Below are 23,002 nucleotides of genomic sequence, written 5' to 3'. Positions count from 1 at the left end.
GTATATGGAACAAACGGCTGTCGAAAGAATCGTTGAATGATTTTTTCGCCGGCTATTTGTTATGGGCCTCGAGCGGAAACATGTTGTTGTAGTTGACAAAGAACGGATATCCTCGCATACTTACGTAATAAACTTTATAAAGTATATTTATTAATGAGGAATAAGCATATGTATGAATATCGCAAAATCATAATTTGCAGGAAACAGGGAGGTGTGCATGGATGGTATACGTTATTATGGCAATTATAATTTGGGCTGGTGCCTATGCAAATATGGTCTTGTCAAAACAGCCGATTGAAGTAAAACCTGTGAAGTCGATGGATGATTTGTTTGAGTGAACAGAGCAACTTTGGCGATTCCGATTATTGGCGAGCACGAAGGAACTCGTGGGTTCGAGTAAGGTATTACGTTGTGCTATGATATGGAGTGAAATGACATCCATACCATTGCTTTGGCTCCATTGAACCAGAGTGGAAACGAGAGGGTTATGAAAAAAGCCAATGCTACAATGATGAAATACATCAATTTGAATAATGTGCGTGAAGTCATGCAGCAGATCGAGACGGCAACCAAACCGCAATTAGCCTCATTAACCAATCTTAGTGTGGTTACGATCAATGCGCTGATCCAGGAATTATGTGATGGCGGAGAGTTGTTCCAGGATAAAGTGGTTCCCTCGAATGGCGGGCGTCCTGCTCAGGCATATCGATATAATTATAATTACAAGCTTGCTTTGGTTCTTTACATCAAAGAGATGAAAGGCCAAGAGTTGATTTCGGCAACGGTCATGAATCTGGAGAATAAGGTTGTGTTGAAGGAAGAGAGCATCCTGCCTGCTTTTGATAAACAACATGTGCTGCAACTTATTGCGCGTTTCGTTGCGGAGTACCCCTCCATTGATATGATTGGCATCGGAATTCCAGGACAAGCCGTGGACGGGAATATCACGGTGAGCAGTCATGAAGAGCTTATTCATTCCCATCTGATACGGGAGATCGAGAGCGAGTTCCAGCTGAACGTTCTTGTGGAGAATGATGTGAATGCAGCGATTAGCGGGTACTGTGCACAGCATGCTGATCTGAAAGAACAGAGTGTAGCAGGAATTTATTTTCCTAACCGATACCCGCCGGGTATGGGCATGATGTTGAATGGACAGATGATCCGCGGGAAAAACGGGATGTTTGGTGAGGTTAAGTATCTTCCTTATTCACCAGATTGGAGACGTGACATGAGCAAAAACGACTTTGTATTGCAGGTATGTCATATTCTGCAAACGATCAATGCCGTCGTCGCCCCGCACCAGATTGTCATTTATCAGGAACGTGTGGAGAGAGAAGAACTGGACTTGGCGTGGAAACAGTACGGGGAGCAGCATCCCATGCCGGCATTGCCCGAGATCGTACATCAGGACTCGTTTCAACATGATTTTGATGCTGGGTTAAGGGGAATGGTTCTTAAGGCGTTGAAGAGGAGGATTCATCATGCGTGAAGAAGAGAGAATCATGAAGGGCATATTGTTTAGTCCAAGTGATCCGGAATTAAAGACTATCAAAAGGCGGGCCCATAATCTCAGTCAGCGTTACAGTCAGACATTTGAGGAACAGACGCAGGAAAGGGAACAAATATTGCAACAGCTATTGGGGCAGATCGGTAAAGGTGGATTCCTGCAAGGCCCCATCTTCTTTCATTATGGTGTGCATACCCGGATAGGCGATCACTTCTTCGGTAATTACAATCTGACGATACAAGACGATGCACCAGTGACGATCGGGGACTATACCAGTTTTGGTCCCAACGTTACGATTGTTACTCCCATTCATCCCATGATTGCCAGCGAGCGGAGACAGATGGTGGATCAGAACGGTGATGTGAAGTCGCTATGTTATGCCAAACCTGTCACGATTGGAAACGATGTATGGATCTCGGCGAACGTCACGGTGTGCGGAGGTGTAACCATTGGAGATGGATGTGTCATTGGGGCTGGGAGTGTTGTGACTCGTGATATTGCACCGCATTCATTTGCAGCAGGCGTTCCGTGTAAGGTGATTCGCAAAATTACTGAAGCAGACAGTATGCTCAATTATCCCGATGTTTTGGCAGATTGCCGTGTGCTGGAAGAATAAAAAAAGCTGTCACCAAGATCGGTAGATGATCCAGTGACAGCTTTTTTGGTATACGTTTATTTGGAGGCGTTATAGTTGCTCAAGAATTCTTTTACTTTTGCAGGATCAGCTTTCAATTCATTCCCGGTCGGAACGAGCGGGCTTACTGTGGAGTATGCTTTGAGTTTGTTATTCTTGTAGAAGCTCAAAATTTCATCCTGATTAATGGAGTACAGTACGGCTTTTCTCAAATCACTGCTCTTGGCCACATCACGGTTGGCCGTGTTGAACAAGAGATAAGAAACAGCGTTGCTCGGAATGCTTTGCAGATGCAATTTGCTGTCATTTTTGATGATGTCATACTTGGTTTCAGGCACACCGTAATATAGATGAATTTCACTGCTGCGAAGAGCAGAGAGGGCGCTGTCTGCATCCGCGATGAACCGGACATTGACCTGAGCAATTTTCGGTGCATATTCAGTGCCTTTGCGGTATCCCGGATTTTGCAAGAATACAGCTTCATAGTCATTTTTATAAGACAAAATATAAGGTCCGCTCGTATACAGGGTGTTATTGTATGATGCGCCTTCAGTCACCGTGTTCTGATCACCGTAAGGAATATCTTTGTTGACGTCAAAAGAAGCTACATCATAAGTGTTGATGCTCTCCACCTGTTTTTTGGAGACGATCCCGGCTGATTGGTGAGCCAGGTAGTTCAGTACTTGCGGGAAAGGTTCCGTTGTTGTCAATTTAACGACCTGATATTTACCTGCACTATTATCTGCTTTGGTTTTGTCAGTCACGAGTTCTGTAATTTTGCTGCCAAGTCCTTGTTCCAATGCTTCAAGGATTGTACCATTACCGCTGGATTGTTTAATGGATTGCAAAGCATTCAGATCCGTTACAACCTCAGCGTCTTTGATGTGTTCATGCAGACTGTATGTCCGGTGATCCGGAACAGAATCTTTGTTTTTCGCACGGTCCAGGGAGAAAATGACATCATCTGCACCCACACGTTCGCCTGTATCTACCGCTTTTTTGTTATCAATCTTCGCAAAGTTGATGTCGTCTCTGAGAATGAAGTAATAGTCCGAATTACCTTCAGCAATGCTGAAATTATGAGACAATGATCCTTCTGCTGTCAGCTGATCGTCATCCGTCAAGTTAACGAGACGTACATACATATTGGTGTTCAACTGGTTGATGGAACCGTCGTTTCCTTTGATTGGATCAAGGGAAGTCAGTACGGATGCGCTCTGCGTCAGAATCAACGGATCTTTGGCATTTTTGGAGCTGTCCTTGAACTCAATCGGTTCCCAAGCCATCGCGCGGGATTTGGAGAGACGCACGGTTTCGACATTCAGAATGTCTTTGTTCACAGCCTGACTTTTCAGGGAAATGTATAGAGGAGCGATATAAGCCTGATCCGTTACCAAGCGATCTTCCAATTGTTTGTACGTATCTTTGTATTGGTCTGGTGTTTGGGTAGCTGCCTGATCGATAAGCTTATCAATCTCCCCATCTGCGAGGATACTGTAATCTCCACCTGTTTTGAAAAGAGAACGTACGGCATAATCGGGATTTCCCGTTACCGTTGTCCAGCTGGACAAGGCCATGTCATAATTCCCTGCATCCTGCTGGGATTTGAAGCTGCCGTAATCTGGCTGCAGGTTCAGCTTCACATTGAAGCCGTTTTTGGTCAGCTGGTCACGGACAATGTTTACATCATTTTCGGAAGAACTCATGGCGAGCAGCTCAATGTCTGCCGGTTTTTGTGCAGTTTCTGTGGTGTCCGCTGGTGCGGTCTCCGCCTGGGATTCGGTTTTCGTTTTTACACTGCAGCCGGAAATCACAATGACGAGAATTAATAGCAATGAGATCAGTGTCCGTTTTTTCATGGGATTACCCTCCATATCTTGAATGTGTGATGTGTGATTTTTTTTTTCTATATCATTCATTTCAACGAATCATTTAGGCCTTTTCCAGCTTGGGATCGAGCGCATCACGCAGACCATCACCGAGAAAGTTAAAAGAAAGAACCAGCAGAATAATAGCCAAGCCTGGATAAATCGCCAGATAAGAGTGAGTCTCCAGGTATGTACTGCCTAGCTTCAGGATGTTACCCCATTCCGGAATATGCGGCTCCACGCCGAGTCCCAGATAACTCAGACTGCTGGTAGCAATAACGGCTCCACCAATCGTGAGAGTAGACTTGATAATCATGGGCGCAAGGGAGTTGGGAATAATGTGTTTGAAAATAATCGTACGATTGTTGTACCCCAGTGCACGTGCAGCTTCCACAAATTCAAATGTAGATACATAGAGTACACTGGCTCTCATCGTACGGGCGTACGTTGGAATGGAACCCAGACTAAGCGCCAGAATAAGATTGACCGTATTCGCTCCGAACGCCGCAATAATGGCAATGGCAAGCAGAATGCCCGGAATGGCATAGAGAATATCAAGCAGTCGCATGATGATGTTATCCGTATGCCTACCGTAGAAGCCAGAGAGCGCTCCAAGGACTCCACCGATTAACACAGGAATGATCGTCGACATGCAACCTACGATCAAGGAGATCCGGGCACCGAATACAATCCGGGAAAATAAACATCGTCCGAAGTCATCCGTTCCCAAGGGATACGCCAGGGAAGGGGATTGAAGCAGAGCGGAATAGTTATTCTCCACAGCCATGCCGTAATCAAAGGTAAAGAAGCTGCAGATCGATATCGAGAACAGAAAAATGATAAAAAACAAACCGGACATCGCAGTCATATTCGGAGCAAGGCGCTCCCACAGATCGTTCCAGAAGTTTGATTTTTGTTTCCCCTGTCTGCGAATGCGTCCAATAATGGAAATGCCGAGCAATAGTGCGAATACATTACCTGTGATCGAGGTCAGAATCAGTACCACACTTACACCGATCATCCAGCGAGGGAGGATTGAGGTCGCGTTATAACGGGATACGATAATTAGAACGACCAGGTCGATGACCAGAATAAAGATCAGCACCGCCATGGCAGGCAGGAAGTTGTCAGCCACATAAGGTTTGAAGATATTTAATGCGGATACACCGATCACGAACAGTTGGGTTAACAACATGTACACCGCAAAGGTATACTCCACGTTCCTGGATTTTCGAATCAGATGAAAGGCTGCCGTTACGATAAATATATTGCCTGAAATGATAGCAAGTAGTTGAACCCAGGCAAGCCTGCGAGTCAGAGCAGAGACTGTACCGGTGCGGATCAAGTCTTTTCGAATCCGAAACGTGATGACAGTTTGCACTAGTGTGAAGAATACGTAGATCCCAAGGATCGTTAGCAGAAATGGTTTGAACGTCTGCTCGCTCCAGTCATAACTGTTGAACAGCAGCAATGCAGTCAAGAGAAGAGACGTGACCCAGGCGAAGCTCGCCTGGCTGTATTCGCGAGAAGACTTAAGCCGGAAACGCATTTCTTGTGTTAAGGACGAGTTTGTCATAGTACACCTGCTTTAATATTGTTTCATCTTGGAGCGCACTCTTGGATCAATAAAAGCATACAGCAGATCAACCGCTACATTAATAATGGAGATTGTAATGGCTGTGTAGATTACTCCGCCCATGATACTCGGAATATCAGGGATGAATTGTTTATCCACGATGTAGCTGCCGAGACCGCTGATATTAAACACTTTCTCCGTTACCGCTGCTCCGCCCAACATGGCTCCGAATTGAAGTCCAACTACCGTTACGATGGGAATTAATGCATTGCGCACAGCATGTTTCAGCATGACTTGGCGTTCGCTTAATCCTTTGGCACGGGCGGTCATGACATAATCCTCATGAATGACTTCCAGTGTAGAAGAGCGGGTCATCCGAGCCACCGCGGCCGTGAGACCCGTACCCAGCACAATGGTCGGCATAATGATCGACAGCCAGTTCTGCGGGTTGAAGGTGGCGGGAAGCCACTGCATTTTGATCGAAAAGTTCAGAATGAAAATAAGCCCTTGCCAGAAATTCGGGATGGATAATCCAATCAGAGCAATAAACATGAAGGTGTAGTCGAACCACGAATTAGGCTTAATTGCTGAGATAATGCCAATGGGTAATGCAATGACAAGTGCTAACAGCAGGGAAATGACCGCAAGCGTCAAGGTAATGGGAAACTTCCTTGCAATCGTGGCTGTTACGTCTTCATTTCCTGCAAAAGATTTGCCAAGATCGAAGAAGGCGACGCCCTTGATATTGTTCCAAAGCTGTGTAAGATAAGGCTGATCCAAGCCATACACCTGATTGAACGCGGCAATCTGTTCCTGCGTTGCTGTCTCTCCCAGAATGTTAGCTGCCGGGTTGAACGGAGACAGATACAAAATTGTAAATACGAGTGTAGCTACGCCCAGAATGACAAATACCGTCATCAGTATTCTTTCAAATATGTACTTTAGATAAGGATTACCATACAAGAACAGGATGCTATACATGAGACAGCCTGGAATAATGGATATCGCGAAAAACCATGGTTTATCGATCAATGAGTGGAACGTATCGGCCATTGTAAGACGTTGATTTCCTTGTTCCTGAAGTATGCGGGATGTCCGCTCCTTCAATTCCGTCTGAACGCTCTCCTCCAACCATTCCTCGGTCTGACGTTTGAATTCTCCCTCACTGACCTGCTGCTGGAAAAAACGATGTTTGCGACGCAGTTGTTCTTCCACTTCCAACTTTAGTCTGTTCCGGTAGGAAGAAGTGAGCAGTTCTTGCTCAGCGGCCTGTCTGGCAGCTACCCAGCCGTCATTTTTTCGATGTGAACGCCATATTAGAAACACGACTAAATTGATCGGTAATCCAAGAATGAACAGAACGTATCGATAGGAAGGATAAAGCAGCATTTTGCCATAAATAAAGCTTAAATTGTGTACCAACCGTGAGATTCTACTGCCATCTGCAAGATTCAAACCAAGGTACCTCCTTTCATTCAGGTTTAAATTGCATTATTCCGATTGATATAGTATATATTATTTAGGGTCTAAACAATTGTCAAGGAATTAAATGGTATACATATGAGTGAATGAGAAAAACGGATGAGAGCTGGTGATTGCATGGAACCTTTACTGAAAGTTAATGAGTTATCTGTCTCTTTTCACTCCGGAGAGAGTGAGTTTCAGGCAGTGCGAGAAGTAAGTTTTGAAGTGCGAAAAGGGGAGACACTAGGCATTGTAGGAGAATCGGGAAGTGGAAAAAGTGTAACCGCACGTTCCATTATGAGACTGCTTGCATCGCCTCCTTCACAGATGAAAAAGGGAGAAATTCTATTTAAGGGTGTCGACCTCGCCAATAAAACGCAGAAAGAGATGGAGAGCATCCGTGGACGTGATATTGGTATGATCTTTCAAGATCCGATGAGTTCCCTTAATCCGACAATTAAAGTGGGGAAACAGATCTCTGAGAGTCTAATCAAACACCAGAAGGTGTCCAAAAGGGAAGCCAAGAAGCAGGCGATTGCCATGATGGAGCGGGTGGGGATAACTCGCAGCGAAATACGCTACAACCAGTATCCGCACGAATTCTCCGGAGGCATGCGTCAGCGGGTCATGATCGGTATTGCACTCGCTTGTCGTCCTGAATTACTCATTGCCGATGAACCGACAACTGCTCTGGACGTTACGATTCAGGCACAGATATTGAATTTGATGAAAGATATGCAAGAGCAACTGGGCACATCGATTATCCTGATCACGCATGACTTGGGCGTAGTAGCGGGCATGTGTGATCGGGTTGTTGTGATGAAAGAAGGACAGATTGTGGAAACTGGGACGACGGCGGAGATTTTTGCTAATCCCAAACACCCGTATACGATCAGGCTTCTGAATGCATTACCACGTTTGGATCAGAAGAAAAAGCCAAAACGGGTATCCATGGTTCCGAGAGATCTGGAAGACGATCAGCCATTGCTTGAGGTGAAGTCGCTCAAACAACATTTTAATCTGGGCAAAGGCAACACTTTAAAGGCTGTGAATGATATCAGTTTCCATATTCGGCAAGGAGAGACACTCGGCGTTGTGGGAGAATCCGGCAGTGGTAAATCGACCACGGGGCGCGCCATTCTTCGATTGCATGAGCCAACAGGTGGGGATGTGCTGTTTAAGGGAGTTCCGCTCAATCGTCTGTCCGCTTCGGAGATGAAAACGATGCGCAGACATATGCAGATTATTTTCCAGGACCCCTATGCATCTCTGAATCCCAAAATGAGGATAATGGATATCATTGGAGAAGCGCTTGATATCCATCAACTTGCAGGCAATGCCGCTCAGCGGGAGAAACGGGTGGAGGAATTGCTGGAGATGGTGGGTCTTGATCCTGCCCATGCGCAGCGTTATCCACATGAATTCTCGGGAGGACAGCGACAGCGGATCGGTATAGCGCGAGCTCTTGCTGTGGAGCCTGAATTCATCGTATGTGACGAACCATTGTCTGCACTGGATGTATCGATCCAGGCTCAGATCGTACAATTGCTTGAAGAGTTGCAGCAGCGACTCGGATTGACGTATCTGTTCATCGCGCATGACTTGTCCATGGTTAAACATATCAGTGATCGGGTGGCTGTGATGTATAACGGGAAAATTGTGGAGCTGGCTGAGAGTGAAGAACTGTATTCCAACCCGCAACATGCCTACACCAAGGCATTGCTATCAGCTATTCCTGTGCCTGATCCGGCGATCGAAGCGAAGAAAAAGAGGCATGTTGTCAAAGAAACACCTGTTGAAGCAGAGGACCGTTATAATCTGGAACATTCCAAGTGGGTAGAAGTTAAGGAAGGCCACTGGGTGGCCATGTCAAGCTAGAGTGATGTGACTCAATTTAGCTAAAAAGAACCCCGACAATGATCACTATAGATCGTTGTCGGGGTTGTGTTGGATGTACTTGATTTTATTAATATGATGGCAATACTCAAAAGCGATTATTTGAATTGAACGGATTTCTTGATGGTATCAATCTCTGCTTTGGTTGCATCATCCATGTAAGTGAAGATGAAGTTAAAAGCATATCCTTCAATAATGGTGCTGTAGTAGTCCTGAGTAATCGTTGAACCGTCACCTGCATCCATCGTAATTTGCATCAGATCCATCTCTTTACCACCGATGGTTTCCGTTGTCATCTCTTTATAATCATAAGGGAACTGGCTATCCACCATGAATTTTTTGGTTGCTTCCAGGTAGTCTTTACCTGTACGAATGCCTTGCAACAAGCTTACTTTCTCAGCAATGGCCATAGCGGAAGGACCAACTTGACCTCCGTCCAATGGATACTGTGAAGCCATAAGCAGATTCAATGTTTTGGTTTGAGACAGTTCAATTTGTTTTTTCTTCGTTTCATCATCACCAGCAATCGCTTCGGATGATGCGCTTGTCAGTTCATTCATACCCGCAGCATCCTGGAACTCCCAAGCTTCCGGGAATTTCAGAGATACGCCGAAATAGTCATTGGTGTAAGAGCCTTTTTGTGTAGTCCCCAGCTCAACGTCTTGGGAATTATCCGTTTCCTTGGACTCTTCGCTTGCAGGTTCAGTGTTCTCTGTTTCTTCTGTATTGGCTGTCTCAGAATCAGTGCCAGTCGTTGTTTCAGTTGCGGCAGGCTCTTTTGTTGCGGCTGTGTTATCTGCCTTGTCACCGCAAGCGGCTGCAACCAGCATAATCATCATGAGCATTGCGAATAAAGAAGCTTTCTTTGGAATTGTCATATTACCCTCCTGAAATGTGTGTGTGTGTTTTCTCTCTCTACATCTTGCTTGTTTCCTAAATTGTAGCACAAACGTTCCCATTTACTACCTATAGGAATCTATAGGGGTCCTTTATAAATAAGACAATCGGCTGGCAATTGAAACAGCTTCCGTGCTGGATTGCACACCTAATTTGTTGAAAATCACTTTTTTATGATGATTCACAGTGCATTCCTTGATTTTCAATTTCAAAGCAATAGCTTTCACAGTGAACCCTTTCGCGATCATTTCCAGAATGGTTAACTGACGCGCTGTGAACTCCACCGCTGGTTTGTCACAAGCTTCAGTAGCCTGCTGATTTTGGTAACTGTTCTGCATATATGCAGGAATCAGCTTGGCAATAGCAATAAGCTCGCCCTGCATATCCGCGTTAATGGTGGACACATCCAGATAGCCGAAATGCTGCGATTCCATGGATAGAGGGGCAGCGTAGCAATGCCAGCTTTGAAAATAGGGGCTTTCATGCTGCTCGGGCAACAGAAGCACAGGTTCATTGCTGTCCATCGTTACAGAAATGGCGTTGACTCCACAGCTCTGTGCAGTGAAGATCATGCCCGGACGAATGGGAGAACCTTCTACTACCGTTTCCAGATCTGGACTATAATCCATGGAGAGAAGCACACCGTCCATATCTGTGAGTAGAAAAAGATAAGTGCCCGTTAAATTCTCTTTAATATGTGAGAGGCTGTTCTGGAATGCATGAATCAGGAAATGATTGTTTTTGCGAAGCCTGTCCAGTTGAGATTTAGGTAAATAATCGAACGGAGCCGTTTCTGTTAGATGCTTGCACATGGCGGGCTCCTTGTGCCGTGAGGCAAGTGTAATGGCAGGCATGTTTGATTCCTCCTTCCTGCACAGTCGCTAGTAAGCGTAGGATCTGATTGAATCTGAGGTGCGTCATCCAATCGTTTTGATAACGTGCCCTTCCTGGTTTTTAATTTCTGTTTTAACAATCTGAACAAGCATATGATCCAATGAAGCGATCTCGAATGTGCCTTCAACCGGACGAAGATTCTGCACCAGCTCTTCAACAATCTGTGTGTTCACCGTCAGGGTAACTTGTTTGTCGGATTCCACGACTGCTGGAGCTTCTCCAGCTTCGAATAGAATATTGGTCTCAGGTCCGATCAAGGACAGAGATTCGCCTTTCGAAATTCGGCTACGAAGGATGGTTCCGACTAATATAGCCTGTTTGGCTCCAAGCTGGAGTTTGCCCGGAACAGTCTTTATCAGCATTTTTTTACGCGGGGACTCCCAGCCCAGTTGTTGTATGAATAAAAATGCTGTGCTCGATCCGTCCTGTTCCATTCCATGCTCAACCGCTTGTACAACAGAAGGAATATCTGCGTACGAATTTCTCATCAGATCGGTCACGTATTTGGGCATGAAATTGGAGCAGGCCGAGAGGAAGCCGCGCGCATTCCATGTTTGAATCATTTCCAGCTCCCGACCTGTAATACCAACCATCTGAATAAACTGCACGGAACCGTTAGGCGTAGAGATCGCCGGTAGATCCGGATCTTCAATAAATGAGAGAGCAGTCAACAAAGTATCGGACTCCAGACAGATGGGTCCATTGGCGTCCATGTAATCTCCTGGCTGAAAGATATTTCCGCTAGTGAACACGTAACGTCCTACATTTTGAAGCAGATTCAGCGCCCAGGCTGGCGGAGAAGTCTCTCCTTCACTGCGTGTAAGGCGAAATGTGAGTTCAAAACCATACCCGCTTTTGGATGCATCCTGCATCTCTTTTTCATATAATTCAGAGAAACCATATGTGACAAAATGCCAGTGGGGCATGGGTGTATTCACTGCATAAACACTGATGCCATCGAGAGGGTCCGGACCTCCGAGCATGTAAGGAATGGATGTTCCATAATGGTGCGGCTCCTGTTCACCGTATAGCTCACCGATGGTTTTATCAATTGCATCCCAACCGGATGTGTTTTCTTCATAAGTCATTTGTTGAATCCTCCTGTACTAGTCTTTCCCCCGAAAAACATTTAAAATTAAGTCTACCTGTTACAGAAACGGATTCAAGCGGCTTAAGGATGAATTGTGTCAGATAGGACTTCGGTGTTATTAATAGCAATCCAGAGAGTGAATTTACATGAGTATGAAAGATATGTATTTCAGAGAGTTTAAGCAGGCAAGCTGGGACTCATTTTCCGAACTGTTTGAAGAATTTGAAAATAAACTGGACCCTGCGTGGGTAAAACGTGCGCGAATACATGGGATTCCGGCGGACATAAGTCGGGTACTTTTGTATGAAATGGGGGAGTACACTTTTGAATGGATCATGAAAGATATCCCGGCTTTAGGGGACCAAAGTCCTGCTACATACCTGGAAACCGAGGAGGGAGCGCAGGCATTAAGGGCAGCCATTATGCATATGCCACGTTAATTTTTGTTATGGAAAGAATGGGTGAGCGATCCTATGATCCAGTGAAGTTGATTTTGCAAAATAGATATGTTACGCTTACATTACAAGAGCAAACACAACAGAATATGCAATAACATCTTTTGATGGATTGTAACTGTGAAGACAGGCAAAACCTAAACTGATGGTGAAATGAAGGCCCCTTTTTTTGGTGCTATTTTACCTTGAGTTTAGGTTTTTCTTGTTTTCTGCTCTAAATCACACCATTTTTCATCTGGAAAAACCAAAATAAATTTCGAAAAGAGGTTGTTGTTCATGACCACGGCAAAAAAAGGATTCCCCGAAAACTTCCTATGGGGCGGCGCTACAGCTGCCAATCAATTGGAGGGTGCATTCGATAAGGACGGCAAAGGCCTCTCCACAGCGGACATGATTGCTCATGTTCCCAAAGAGAAGCGTACAGGCGGACATGCCATGGAAATTTCCTCTTCCCGAATTGAAGAGATTCTCTCCGGCAAAATTGAAGAACGTTTCCCGAAACGTTTTGGTATTGATTTTTACCATCACTTTAGAGAAGATATTGCATTGTTCGCTGAAATGGGCTTCAAAGTATTCCGCTTATCCATTCACTGGGCACGCATTTTCCCGAACGGTTATGATCAAGAGCCAAATGAAGCAGGTTTGAAATTCTACGATGAAGTATTCGACGAATTGTTGAAATACGGTATCGAGCCACTCGTTACATTGTCTCACTACGAGACTCCGCTTGGCTTGACGCAAAAATATAATGGCTGGGCTGGTCGTGAAGTAATTCAGCACTATGTTAGATATGCAGAAACGGTGTTCAACCGTTATAAAAATAAAGTGAAATACTGGCTGACGTTCAATGAAATTAACGTAATGTTGTTCAGCCCGTACACTGGTGGCGGCATTCTGATCGATAAAGTGGACAACAAGTTGCAGACGACGTATCAAGCGCTTCATCATCAATTTGTAGCAAGTGCCATGGTAACGAAGCTTGCACACGAAATTATCCCTGGTTCCCAAGTCGGCTGTATGCTTGCTCGTATGGAAACTTATGCAGCCACATGTAATCCGGTAGATGTTCGTTTGGCTCAGCATGAGAATCAGATTAACCTCTTCTTCACGGACATGCATGCTCGTGGTAAGTACCCGAACTATATGGCTCGTTATTTTGAAGAGAACAACATTGTCATTCAAAAAGAAGCGGGCGATGATGAAATTCTGCTCAACAATACAGTTGATTTCATCTCCTTCAGTTACTACATGTCCGTGACCAAATCGGCTTCTGCCAACGAAGCAGAGACATCCGGCAACTTGACTGGTGGCGTGAAAAACCCTTATCTGGAAGCGTCCGACTGGGGCTGGGAGATCGATCCGATCGGTCTGCGCGTAACCCTGAACAACTTCTGGGATCGTTACCAGAAACCATTGTTCATCGTGGAAAATGGTTTGGGTGCCTATGATAAAGTTGAAGAAGATGGTTCGATCCATGACTCCTATCGTGTGGATTACCTGAAAAAACACATCGAACAAATGAAAGAAGCCATCAAAGATGGTGTGGATCTGATTGGATTTACAGCATGGGGTCCGATTGACCTGGTGAGCATGTCCACTTCCGAAATGTCCAAACGTTATGGTTTCATCTACGTGGATCTGGACGACGAAGGTAACGGAACACTGAAACGTTCCAAGAAGGATTCATTCGACTGGTACAAAAACGTAATCTCCAGCAATGGTGAGCAACTGTAACTCGCTCGTTCACAGGATTGTTACCGCACAGGAAGCGGGCAAAACCTAACACGAAAGTTGGCAAGCAGGGAATCCAATGTCCCTGTCAGCCCTTTTGGTTGGAGATTGTCCGCTTTTTCCTGTCGGAAAAGGATAGAGGTAAGCATTTAAACAAAGAATGAAAATACCGTTACTTAGAGAGGAAGGATTGACATGACAACACCATTTCCGAAGGATTTCCTATGGGGCGGAGCTGTAGCAGCCAACCAACTTGAAGGAGCTTATAATACAGATGGCAAGGGCCTTTCTGTTCAAGACGTAATGCCGCACGGGATTACAACGCCCAGAACGGAAGGACCTACTGAGGATAACCTGAAACTGATCGGGATTGACTTTTATAACCGTTACAAAGAAGATGTTAAGCTGTTTGCTGAAATGGGATTCAAAGTGTTCCGTACATCTATCGCCTGGTCCCGTATCTTTCCTAAAGGTGATGAATTGGAACCAAATGAGAAGGGTCTGCAATTCTATGATGATCTGTTCGATGAGTGCCATAAGTACGGCATTGAACCCCTCGTAACCATCTCTCACTATGAGACACCGCTACATTTGTCCAAAACTTATGATGGATGGGTTAACCGTAAAATGATTGAGTTCTACGAGCGTTATGTAACGGTGCTCTTCAACCGTTTCAAAGGCAAAGTGAAATACTGGCTGACGTTCAACGAAATTAACTCCATTCTGGAGGAGCCATTCATGAGCGGCGGGATCTATACGCCAAAAGCAGAACTGTCCAAACAGGATCTGTATCAAGCAATCCATCATGAATTGGTAGCCAGTGCGTTAGCAGTGAAACTGGGACATGAAATTATGCCTGAAGCCAAAATTGGCTGTATGGTACTGAGCATGCCTACGTATCCGCTGACTCCGAATCCGGATGATGTGGTTGCAGCGATGCATGCTGAACAGCGCAATGATATCTTTGCTGATATCCATGCGCGTGGTTACTATCCGAAATACATTAATCGTTATTTCAAAGCAAATAATATCAATATCAAGTTTGAAGACGGCGACGCTGAAATTCTGAAGCATACCGTAGACTTTATCTCGTTCAGCTATTATGTAAGTATCTGTGAGACAGGTGATCCCCAGAAACGTATTGAAGGAAAAGGCAACTTGTTTGCAGGGGTACAAAACCCTTATCTCCAAGCGAGCGAGTGGGGCTGGCAGATCGATCCGCAAGGACTACGCGTAACCTTGAACAAATACTGGGACCGATATCAAAAACCATTGTTTATTGTCGAAAATGGTCTGGGCGCAGTAGATGAGCTGATCACCGACGAAAATGGCAATAAAACGGTGAACGATGATTACCGTATTCAATACTTGAATGACCACTTGGTACAAGTGGGTGAAGCTCTTGAGGATGGCGTGGAAGTGATGGGTTATACGTCATGGGGCTGTATTGACCTGGTGAGTGCTTCAACAGCAGAGATGAAGAAACGATATGGTTTCATCTATGTCGATCGCAACAATGATGGTTCAGGAACTCTGGATCGATACAAGAAAAAATCTTTCCACTGGTACAAAGAAGTTATTGGTACAAATGGCGCAAGTCTTAAACGTAACAATAAGTAAATAGTAGTTCTTAAGGCAGGGTTGTTATGCACCTTCTTATGTCATATTAATGCACATTAACCGCTTTCACAAAAACATTGTCAGATGGATAATTATATGGTAAGATGGGCCTAAGGCTAATGAATACTGGATTGTTACTGTTCAATCAGGCAAAACCAGAGGCGGGGCATATTTCGTGACCTGCTTTGGTTTTGCCTTTTACTACTTTGACGGTGCAAGGTGATGTGAAGAAATGAAAATTGAGAAGGTGCTGAACAACAACGTAGTTACCGTAATTGATCCGGGAGGAAACGAACTGGTCGTTATGGGGCGTGGAATTGCCTTCAAAAAGCATACTGGTGAATCGATAGACGAGAGTCTCGTCGAAAAAATATTCTCGCTTGAAAGTAAGGAAGTATCACAGAAACTTAAAACGCTTCTGTCAGATATCCCGGTTGAATATGTCGAGTGCTCGGATGAGATTATCCGTTATGCCGAGACGGTGTTAGGTGAGAAGCTGCATGAGAGCATCTACATTTCACTGACGGATCATATTCATTTTGCCATTGATCGACATCGTCAAGGATTGCAGATCCGTAACGCATTGTTCTGGGAGATCAAGCGCATGTACCGGAAGGAATATGCCATTGGACTCAAGGCGCTACAGATCATTGAGGAAACATTAGGTGTCCTGCTTCCCGAAGACGAATGCGCATTCATTGCGATGCATCTGGTTAATGCCCAGATGAACGGTGAGATGAGGGAAACGATCAGTATTACAAACATCGTTAAGGACATTCTTAATATCGTAAGACGCAGCTTTGTGATTGAACTTGATGAAGATTCATTGAGTTATTATCGATTTTTAACTCATCTGAAGTTCTTTGCCCAACGTGTGTTACAAGGGACGGCAATTGAAGATAAAGAAGAAGATAATCCGCTTCATGACTTGGTGAGCAAGCAGTATCCCGAAGCACACGCATGTGCAGTACGGATCAGTGACTATACGCGTAAGATCTATAATCGGGTGTTGTCCAAGGAAGAAATACTGTATCTGACCATTCATATTGAACGAATTGTCAGAAATGAACAAACAATTGAATAAAATTAGGATTGTTACTGCTAAAAAGGCAAAACCTAAACGTTGAATAATGATAAGCTCTTCTGCTTTGTCATTATTCAGTGTTTAGGTTTTTTTTTAACCTTCATTACACATAAAAGGAGCAAAACACAATGGATAAACAACAATTGTCCAAGGATATTTTGAAGCTTGTTGGTGGCGAAGAGAATATCGATCAAGTCACTCACTGTATGACAAGACTCAGATTTAACCTGAATGACAACCAAAAAGCGGACAAAGCGACGCTAAAAAATACACCAGGCGTGATGGGCGTGATGGAGAACGGCGGACAGTTCCAGGTTATCATCGGTAACGATGTACCTGTCGTGTATAACGCACTTGTTGGCAACATGTCCAAATCACCAACCGCAGATAATGCATCATCAGCTGCTTCAACTGGAGAAAAGAAAAAGAGAAATCCAATAAGTGCGCTGTTCGACTTCATCTCAGGAGTATTTACTCCAATCCTGCCAGCCATTACGGGTGCAGGTATGATCAAAGGGATCGTGGCGATCCTTGTAGCCCTGGGCTGGTTGTCTGATACCAGCTCAACCTATATCATCTTGTCTGCAATCGGGGATGGTGCCTTCTACTTCCTGCCAATCATTCTAGCAATTAGTGCTGCACGTAAGCTGGGTAGTAATATGTATATTGCTGCAGCGCTCGCAGCGGGTATTATGCATCCGACGATTACAGCATTGCTTGCCAATGGTGACACCACATTTGTGGGAATTAAGGTTATAGCAGCGACATATTCTTCTACGGTAATTCCGATCATTCTCGCCATCTGGATTGCTTCTTATGTCGAGAAAGCTGTTGATCGTGTTACACATGCTTCATTGAAACTTCTGATTGTTCCGACGGTTACCCTGTTGATTATGGTTCCACTGACGTTGATGACTGTTGGACCATTGGGTACGGTTCTTGGTAATGGTTTGTCCGGTGGTATTTCATGGTTGTTCGACAATATGTCCATCTTCGCAAGTATCCTGATTGGTGGTACGATGTCACTGCTGATCATCACAGGTATGCACTATGCACTGTTGCCAATCATTGTCGGTTCAATGACAACACTGGGTTACGACTTTATTATTCCACTGATGTTTGCAGCTAACCTGGCACAAGGTGGTGCAGCATTTGGTGTAGGTCTCAGATCGAGAAATAGCAAAACCAAATCCCTTGCCTATTCCACAGGTCTTACGGCTATTATGGGGATTACGGAACCAGCGATGTATGGTATCAACATGAAGTTCAAAAAACCGTTTATTGCAGCTCTTATTGGTGGAGCTATCGCAGGCGGATTCATGGGGATCGTCAATGTTAAAGCATATGTACTTACAGGTCTAGTGGGTCTGCCAAGTATCGCAGCATTTATCAGTCCGGCAATTAGCACACTGCTCTATGCACTGGCTGGTGGTCTGATTGCTATCATAGCTGCGGCAGTTCTGACATATATTCTTGGATTCGAAGAAGAAAATGCATCGGAGCCAGCTGCACCAGTAGCTGAGCCTGCAACAGCAGCAACAACTTCTGCTGGTGTAACTGAAGACGCAAAAGCACAAGATGAGCAAATCTTCAGCCCAATCACGGGTGAAGTTAAACCGCTGAGCGAAGTGCCGGACCCTGCATTCTCTGAAGAGATTATGGGTAAAGGATTTGCGATTCAACCATCTGAAGGACGTGTGGTTTCTCCAATTAACGGTACTGTGTTCTCGTTATCAAAGAGCGGACATGCTATTGGTCTGGTAAGTGATACAGGCGCAGAGATGTTGATTCATATTGGGATTGATACGGTGAAGCTGAAAGGTCAATTCTTCTCGCCTAAAGTTCAAGCAGGTGCAAAGGTTGCTGTAGGTGATGTCCTGATGGAGTTCGACCGGGAACAGATCGAAAAAGCCGGTTATACAACGATCACACCCGTTATTATTACAAACATGCATCAATATGAGTCCATTGAGTCTGCTGGTCGCACGACGATCAAAGAAAAAGACTTGTTGTTCACAGCGAAAGCTTAATCAAAAGAATAAAGCAGCAACTTTGCCGGATTCAAACCCGGGAAGTTGCTGCTTTTTTTTTGTTCTACTTGTGTTACACCACAGGAAGCATACCCTGTACCAATTGCACAAAGTGTTGTGCAGGCTTGGACAGATAACGGTTCTGCAACCAGACCAGCGCTGATCCGACAGTTGAATGCTGATCCTGAAGGCGGTATACATGGAAAGGGTGCTCTTGGTATAACTGAAGAACGGTATGAGGCACGATGGAACTGGCGAAGCCGAGTCGGACCAGCTCCAGCAACATATTAATGTCTGAGCACTCGCCCATGATGGAGGGGGTGACTTGATGCTCACGGAATTTGTCCAAAATTAACTCGAACATACCGAGTCCCTCTGTACTTGGAAGTAAAAGAGGAATTCCTGTGAGCTGCTCAAAACAAGTCCCCATCTCCGCTTCTGGTAGCAGGTCTGTCGAGTTAACTAGCGGTGTTGCAGAGATATAGAAAAGGGGCTCCTGTGGCAGGTGCAGCACCTCATAGCGTGCGGTCTGGACAGGCATGCGTACACAGGCAAGCTCAACTTTGCCATCTTCCAGCAATCGGCATAATTGTGCCGATTCATTTTGCTGAATTTTATAGGTCACCTGTGGATGGGTAGTACGGAACTGCTGTAGTGCTTGCGGGATCAGGCGATCTGATATGGTATTGATGCCGATGGCGAGTTTACCCCGTATGCCGTGCTGGAAACTTTGCATCTCCATTACAGCTTCCTCCATATATTTGGTCAAGGTGACTGCATAATCGTAGAAGCTACGGCCAGCCTGCGTTAGTTCCATCATGCGCCCTTTGCGTTCAAACAACATCACGCCTAGCTCTTCTTCCATTAACTTAAGCTGCTGGCTTAAGGGGGGCTGAGCCATGTGAAGTCTTCGGGCTGCTGCTGTAATCTGTTTCTCCTCAGCAATGGCAATGAAATAGCGACATTGTTTGATATCCAAGTGGTTGTCTCCTTTGCCTTCAAACTATATGTAATTCGTATGGAAAGCCAACAAAACATGTATTTTTAATATACTACGTTCTTATGTTAACATACATTAGATTTGCACACCTGACTAAAGTGCTTGGTTTTTCTATGAAAGTTACTGCATGAGAAGACGTTGAATTGGAGGATGAAATAACGTGGTTAGAACAATACATGACGCCGCTCAAGCAGGGCATACCGATGAGGTCATTCGGTTTATCACCCAGGGTAGCCAGTTGAATGAACGGGATGCATTGGGGCGATCAACTCTGATGGCTGCCGTGCACGGTAATAAGATAGACACGGCAAGAATGCTAGTGGACGCCGGAGCAGACATTAATCTCCAGGATAGACGATTGGATAATCCGCTGTTATACGCGAGTGCCGAGGGCATGTATGACATGGTTGAACTGGCCATTGAAGCAGGTGCAGATACAAGGTTAACAAATCGTTTTGGCGGTACCGCCCTTATTCCAGCAGCTGATCGGGGCCATGTGCACATTGTGGAGCTTCTGCTGACACGCAGTGATGTAGATGTGAACCATATCAACAATCTGGGATGGACAGCCTTGCTGGAAGCAGTCATTTTGGGAGATGGCGGTCCACGACATCAGCAGATTGTTGCCTTGCTTTTGCAATATGGTGCAGATCCAAAGATCGCGGATCGGGACGGAATTACACCGCTCGTACATGCGCGTCAGCATCAATATGCGGAGATGGAACGGTTATTAACCGAAGTCTAAAAGCACTTATGTGTTTATGATACAGAAGAGTGAAAGGATATTGCTAACAAATGAATAGACATCAAGAGCATTTTTTACAAAAGAATATGAAAGACGTATCTTCAATGATTTTAGCGGGCATACAGTGGTTTTTCTTCCTGTTTACCAATACTGTTGTGGTTCCGCTATCTATCGGACATAATTTTCATCTGTCCCCGGATGCCATTGCTGCCACCATGCAGCACGCATTTATCCTTACTGGAGCGGTGTGTATTCTTCAAGCAGTATTTGGTCACCGCTATGCAGTCATGGATGGTCCTTCAGGACTATGGTGGGGATTGACGCTGAGCTTGACTGTATCGGCTTCCTCAGCAGGTATGAGCCTGGAGCGCATTGGTGGTGGCCTGGCTGCAGGTTTTCTGTTAGCGGGTCTGACGATGATGATATTGGGCTGGCTAGGCGCGGCGCAAGTGCTGCAGAAGCTGTTTACACCGATGGTGAAGAGTGCCATGCTGTTTCTGATGACCATTCAATTAACCATGAACTTTTTTAAAGGTATGATTGGATATACGGAGTTTGGTCGCTTCGATCTGCCAGTTGCCGCGTTATCCGTTGTCATTGCATTTCTGGTGGCATGGATTCAATTAAAGGGTAAGGGGAAACTGGGGAACTACGCGATCTTAATTGGAATTGTGGCAGGCTGGATTGCCTATAGTCTATTGTTTCCGGGACAACATGGTGGACAGCCCAACCACATAGTAGGAGGCCTAACGCTGTTTCCATGGGGAGCACCAAGATGGGAACCGGGAATCGTCATTACTGCATTTTTTGTGGGACTGGTGAATATGACGAATTCGATTACCACATTAAGCACGGTCGAGAAACTTTATCAGGCAGAGACGACCCGTCAGCAGTACCGACGCTCATACGTGCTAACGGGTCTGTTCTCGATGTTGTCGGCCTGTGTAGGTGTGCTGCCATTTGGTTTATTTGCATCATCGATCGGCTTCCTGGAGAGCACTCGCATTCTGCGTCGTGCTGCCTTTATTATTGGAGCGGGGTTGTTATGTATGATGGGGCTTACACCTTCGGTTACTGCCTTTTTTGCACAAATACCACCAAGCGTAGGCAGTGCTGTTCTGTTTGTAGCCTATCTGCAGATGTTCGGTACAGCATTAAGAACACTTGAGGGCACGACATTTAACTCTAAAACGATCTATCGTGTAGCGTTACCGGTACTCACTGGAGTTGCTGTAATGAATATTCCTGCTGAAGCCTTTCAAAACTTGCCCATGTATCTAGTTCCGATTATAAGCAATGGTCTCGTTATTGGTGTAGTGGTATCATTACTTCTCGAAAAAACCGTGAACTGGTCCAAAATGGAACAACCAGTGACAGTCAGTAAAGCGGCATAATGTGTTTTATCTCGTAACAGTCCAATTTGATTGGGCTGTTTTTTTGTTTTGGTTACCAACCTATATGGCCACTCGCTATTTCACAATAATTTTGCCTTGTCCTGCAAGCATTCGCATCTCTCGGGAGAGTCGGTCCTGGTTACCGTCCTGCATTTCGAGTTGGACACCGTAGTGCCATGAGGTATTTTTTTCTTGACCCCAGCGGAGAGTGCCTTCCATATATAGAGGGTCTTCGAATAGCAGCATATTCATGCCAATCCGAATATCGTTATTCTCGACAGGAAGGGATAGTGGAAATGATAGCTGACAGCCGGACCGACTGATATCACATAACTCAGCTTGAATGGGTTTCGGTGGTGCAGTGACCCCGTTGATGCTGAGAATATAGATCTCAAAGTTGATTGGTTCCTTTAGTGTGTAGCGAAAGGGTTCTTTTCTATTATTCATCGACATGGCTTGGCTTCCTCCATCAAGTTCAAAAAAGTCAGTTATGCTTATATCGACCGTTTGGAGCGAGAAATGAAGAGTTGCGAAAGCAGAGATGGTCCAAGGTTCCTTTTACACGTGTATCAGGCTTGATATAATGATGGAATATATTTCTGAGGTTAGGTCTTAATCTCACAGAAGGGACGGGGAATATGAGAGGAACATTTCAAATGGTTACAGATACGGCAACATTGTGCCTGTATGATCTGGCAGCGTTAAAGCACCGTTTCGAGGATACTTCGGATTGGTGGTCCATACCGGAAGATGAGCTGAGTGAGGTGAATGCAGGCCATTGTCTGTTCCTGAATCTGGGTGCGGATGGAGTGTATGAGGTGGAGTGGAGCTTGGAGGATGCACAGGTGGAATCAGATTCAGATGACGTAGCGAAACGGGAAAAGGTATATCATCTGCAAGTTCCGTCTGGGCACGTCTATCTGGGAGCGGCTGATGATGTTACTGGCGGGGAACTGGAGCCGGATGAGACGTGTGAAGGGGTCATGTTTCAGCTAAATCCCGGAAACTATGCTTGTATCATCTCCAGAGAAGCCAGTCGGATCGCAATTGTCATGACTCCAAGTATTCAGGGGAAGAACACGTTGGCTGAATTAATCCGGATTTAATGTACATAGGT

19 protein-coding genes are annotated in these 23,002 nt (G+C 45.2%); 11 read left to right on the top strand and 8 right to left on the bottom strand.

The window, feature by feature from the left end; genetic code table 11:
• Positions 1–487 precede the first annotated feature (487 nt).
• Positions 488–1,489, top strand: coding sequence for an ROK family protein (locus tag MKY85_RS22170; RefSeq protein ID WP_339256695.1), 1,002 nt, complete (start codon positions 488–490; stop codon positions 1,487–1,489).
• Complete coding sequence (locus tag MKY85_RS22165; RefSeq protein ID WP_339236540.1) at positions 1,482–2,123, top strand: sugar O-acetyltransferase; 642 nt, start codon at positions 1,482–1,484, stop codon at positions 2,121–2,123. Before MKY85_RS22170 ends, MKY85_RS22165 begins: the two co-directional genes overlap by 8 nt.
• Positions 2,124–2,179: 56 nt before the next feature.
• Here the strand turns inward: MKY85_RS22165 and MKY85_RS22160 are convergent, their stop codons facing one another.
• From MKY85_RS22160 to MKY85_RS22150, 3 genes are all read right to left on the bottom strand, one after another.
• Positions 2,180–4,000 (bottom strand): ABC transporter substrate-binding protein, encoded by a 1,821-nt coding sequence (locus MKY85_RS22160; RefSeq protein WP_342570764.1) that lies wholly within the window; start codon positions 3,998–4,000, stop codon positions 2,180–2,182.
• A 73-nt stretch (positions 4,001–4,073) separates the two neighbouring features.
• Positions 4,074–5,585: an ABC transporter permease gene (locus tag MKY85_RS22155; protein WP_342570763.1), complete on the bottom strand. Its 1,512-nt coding sequence runs from the start codon at positions 5,583–5,585 to the stop codon at positions 4,074–4,076.
• Between the two features lie 12 nt (positions 5,586–5,597).
• Entirely contained in the window at positions 5,598–7,040 is a 1,443-nt protein-coding gene (locus MKY85_RS22150) for an ABC transporter permease subunit (RefSeq protein ID WP_342570762.1), read from the bottom strand.
• A gap of 144 nt (positions 7,041–7,184) precedes the next feature.
• Here MKY85_RS22150 and MKY85_RS22145 point away from each other — a divergent pair, with 144 nt between their 5' ends.
• Positions 7,185–8,927, top strand: coding sequence for an ABC transporter ATP-binding protein (locus tag MKY85_RS22145; protein WP_339256685.1), 1,743 nt, complete (start codon positions 7,185–7,187; stop codon positions 8,925–8,927).
• Between the two features lie 116 nt (positions 8,928–9,043).
• On the opposite strand, the gene MKY85_RS22140 is transcribed toward MKY85_RS22145, so the two are convergent.
• The 3 genes from MKY85_RS22140 to MKY85_RS22130 form a co-directional block, all read right to left on the bottom strand.
• Positions 9,044–9,823, bottom strand: a complete 780-nt coding sequence (locus MKY85_RS22140) for a hypothetical protein (RefSeq protein ID WP_339256683.1) — start codon at positions 9,821–9,823, stop codon at positions 9,044–9,046.
• Positions 9,824–9,934: 111 nt separating this feature from the next.
• Positions 9,935–10,696 (bottom strand): LuxR C-terminal-related transcriptional regulator, encoded by a 762-nt coding sequence (locus MKY85_RS22135; protein WP_342570761.1) that lies wholly within the window; start codon positions 10,694–10,696, stop codon positions 9,935–9,937.
• Positions 10,697–10,759: 63 nt separating this feature from the next.
• A complete protein-coding gene (locus MKY85_RS22130; RefSeq protein ID WP_339256679.1) occupies positions 10,760–11,824 on the bottom strand; it encodes a suppressor of fused domain protein in 1,065 nt (354 codons plus the stop codon).
• A 148-nt stretch (positions 11,825–11,972) separates the two neighbouring features.
• Here MKY85_RS22130 and MKY85_RS22125 point away from each other — a divergent pair, with 148 nt between their 5' ends.
• The 5 genes from MKY85_RS22125 to MKY85_RS22105 all read left to right on the top strand — a co-directional run bounded on the left by MKY85_RS22125 (position 11,973) and on the right by MKY85_RS22105 (position 18,746).
• Positions 11,973–12,266: a hypothetical protein gene (locus MKY85_RS22125; protein WP_339236520.1), complete on the top strand. Its 294-nt coding sequence runs from the start codon at positions 11,973–11,975 to the stop codon at positions 12,264–12,266.
• 291 nt (positions 12,267–12,557) lie between these two features.
• Positions 12,558–14,015 (top strand): glycoside hydrolase family 1 protein, encoded by a 1,458-nt coding sequence (locus tag MKY85_RS22120; RefSeq protein WP_339256678.1) that lies wholly within the window; start codon positions 12,558–12,560, stop codon positions 14,013–14,015.
• Between the two features lie 186 nt (positions 14,016–14,201).
• The gene (locus MKY85_RS22115) at positions 14,202–15,632 is read left to right on the top strand and encodes a glycoside hydrolase family 1 protein (protein ID WP_339261488.1); all 1,431 of its coding nucleotides are present in this window, start codon (positions 14,202–14,204) and stop codon (positions 15,630–15,632) included.
• Positions 15,633–15,864: 232 nt separating this feature from the next.
• Positions 15,865–16,716: a PRD domain-containing protein gene (locus MKY85_RS22110; RefSeq protein WP_253439676.1), complete on the top strand. Its 852-nt coding sequence runs from the start codon at positions 15,865–15,867 to the stop codon at positions 16,714–16,716.
• Positions 16,717–16,844: 128 nt separating this feature from the next.
• Positions 16,845–18,746, top strand: a complete 1,902-nt coding sequence (locus MKY85_RS22105; protein WP_339256676.1) for a beta-glucoside-specific PTS transporter subunit IIABC — start codon at positions 16,845–16,847, stop codon at positions 18,744–18,746.
• Positions 18,747–18,819: 73 nt separating this feature from the next.
• On the opposite strand, the gene MKY85_RS22100 is transcribed toward MKY85_RS22105, so the two are convergent.
• On the bottom strand, positions 18,820–19,725 hold the full coding sequence (locus MKY85_RS22100) for a LysR family transcriptional regulator (RefSeq protein WP_339256674.1): 906 nt from the start codon (positions 19,723–19,725) through the stop codon (positions 18,820–18,822).
• Positions 19,726–19,906: 181 nt separating this feature from the next.
• On the opposite strand from MKY85_RS22100, the gene MKY85_RS22095 reads away from it, so the two are divergent.
• Positions 19,907–20,491, top strand: coding sequence for an ankyrin repeat domain-containing protein (locus tag MKY85_RS22095; RefSeq protein WP_339256672.1), 585 nt, complete (start codon positions 19,907–19,909; stop codon positions 20,489–20,491).
• Between the two features lie 50 nt (positions 20,492–20,541).
• On the top strand, positions 20,542–21,885 hold the full coding sequence (locus MKY85_RS22090; RefSeq protein ID WP_339256671.1) for a uracil/xanthine transporter: 1,344 nt from the start codon (positions 20,542–20,544) through the stop codon (positions 21,883–21,885).
• Positions 21,886–21,960: 75 nt separating this feature from the next.
• Here the strand turns inward: MKY85_RS22090 and MKY85_RS22085 are convergent, their stop codons facing one another.
• Entirely contained in the window at positions 21,961–22,338 is a 378-nt protein-coding gene (locus MKY85_RS22085; protein WP_339236504.1) for a PilZ domain-containing protein, read from the bottom strand.
• Positions 22,339–22,523: 185 nt separating this feature from the next.
• Here MKY85_RS22085 and MKY85_RS22080 point away from each other — a divergent pair, with 185 nt between their 5' ends.
• Complete coding sequence (locus MKY85_RS22080; RefSeq protein WP_339256669.1) at positions 22,524–22,991, top strand: DUF6386 family protein; 468 nt, start codon at positions 22,524–22,526, stop codon at positions 22,989–22,991.
• Positions 22,992–23,002: the final 11 nt, after the last annotated feature.

The organism is Paenibacillus sp. FSL R5-0749, from assembly GCF_038595085.1.
GTDB lineage: Bacteria > Bacillota > Bacilli > Paenibacillales > Paenibacillaceae > Paenibacillus.
The sequence above is the reverse complement of the archived record's forward strand: the minus strand, read 5'-3'. Positions and strand labels throughout refer to the sequence as shown.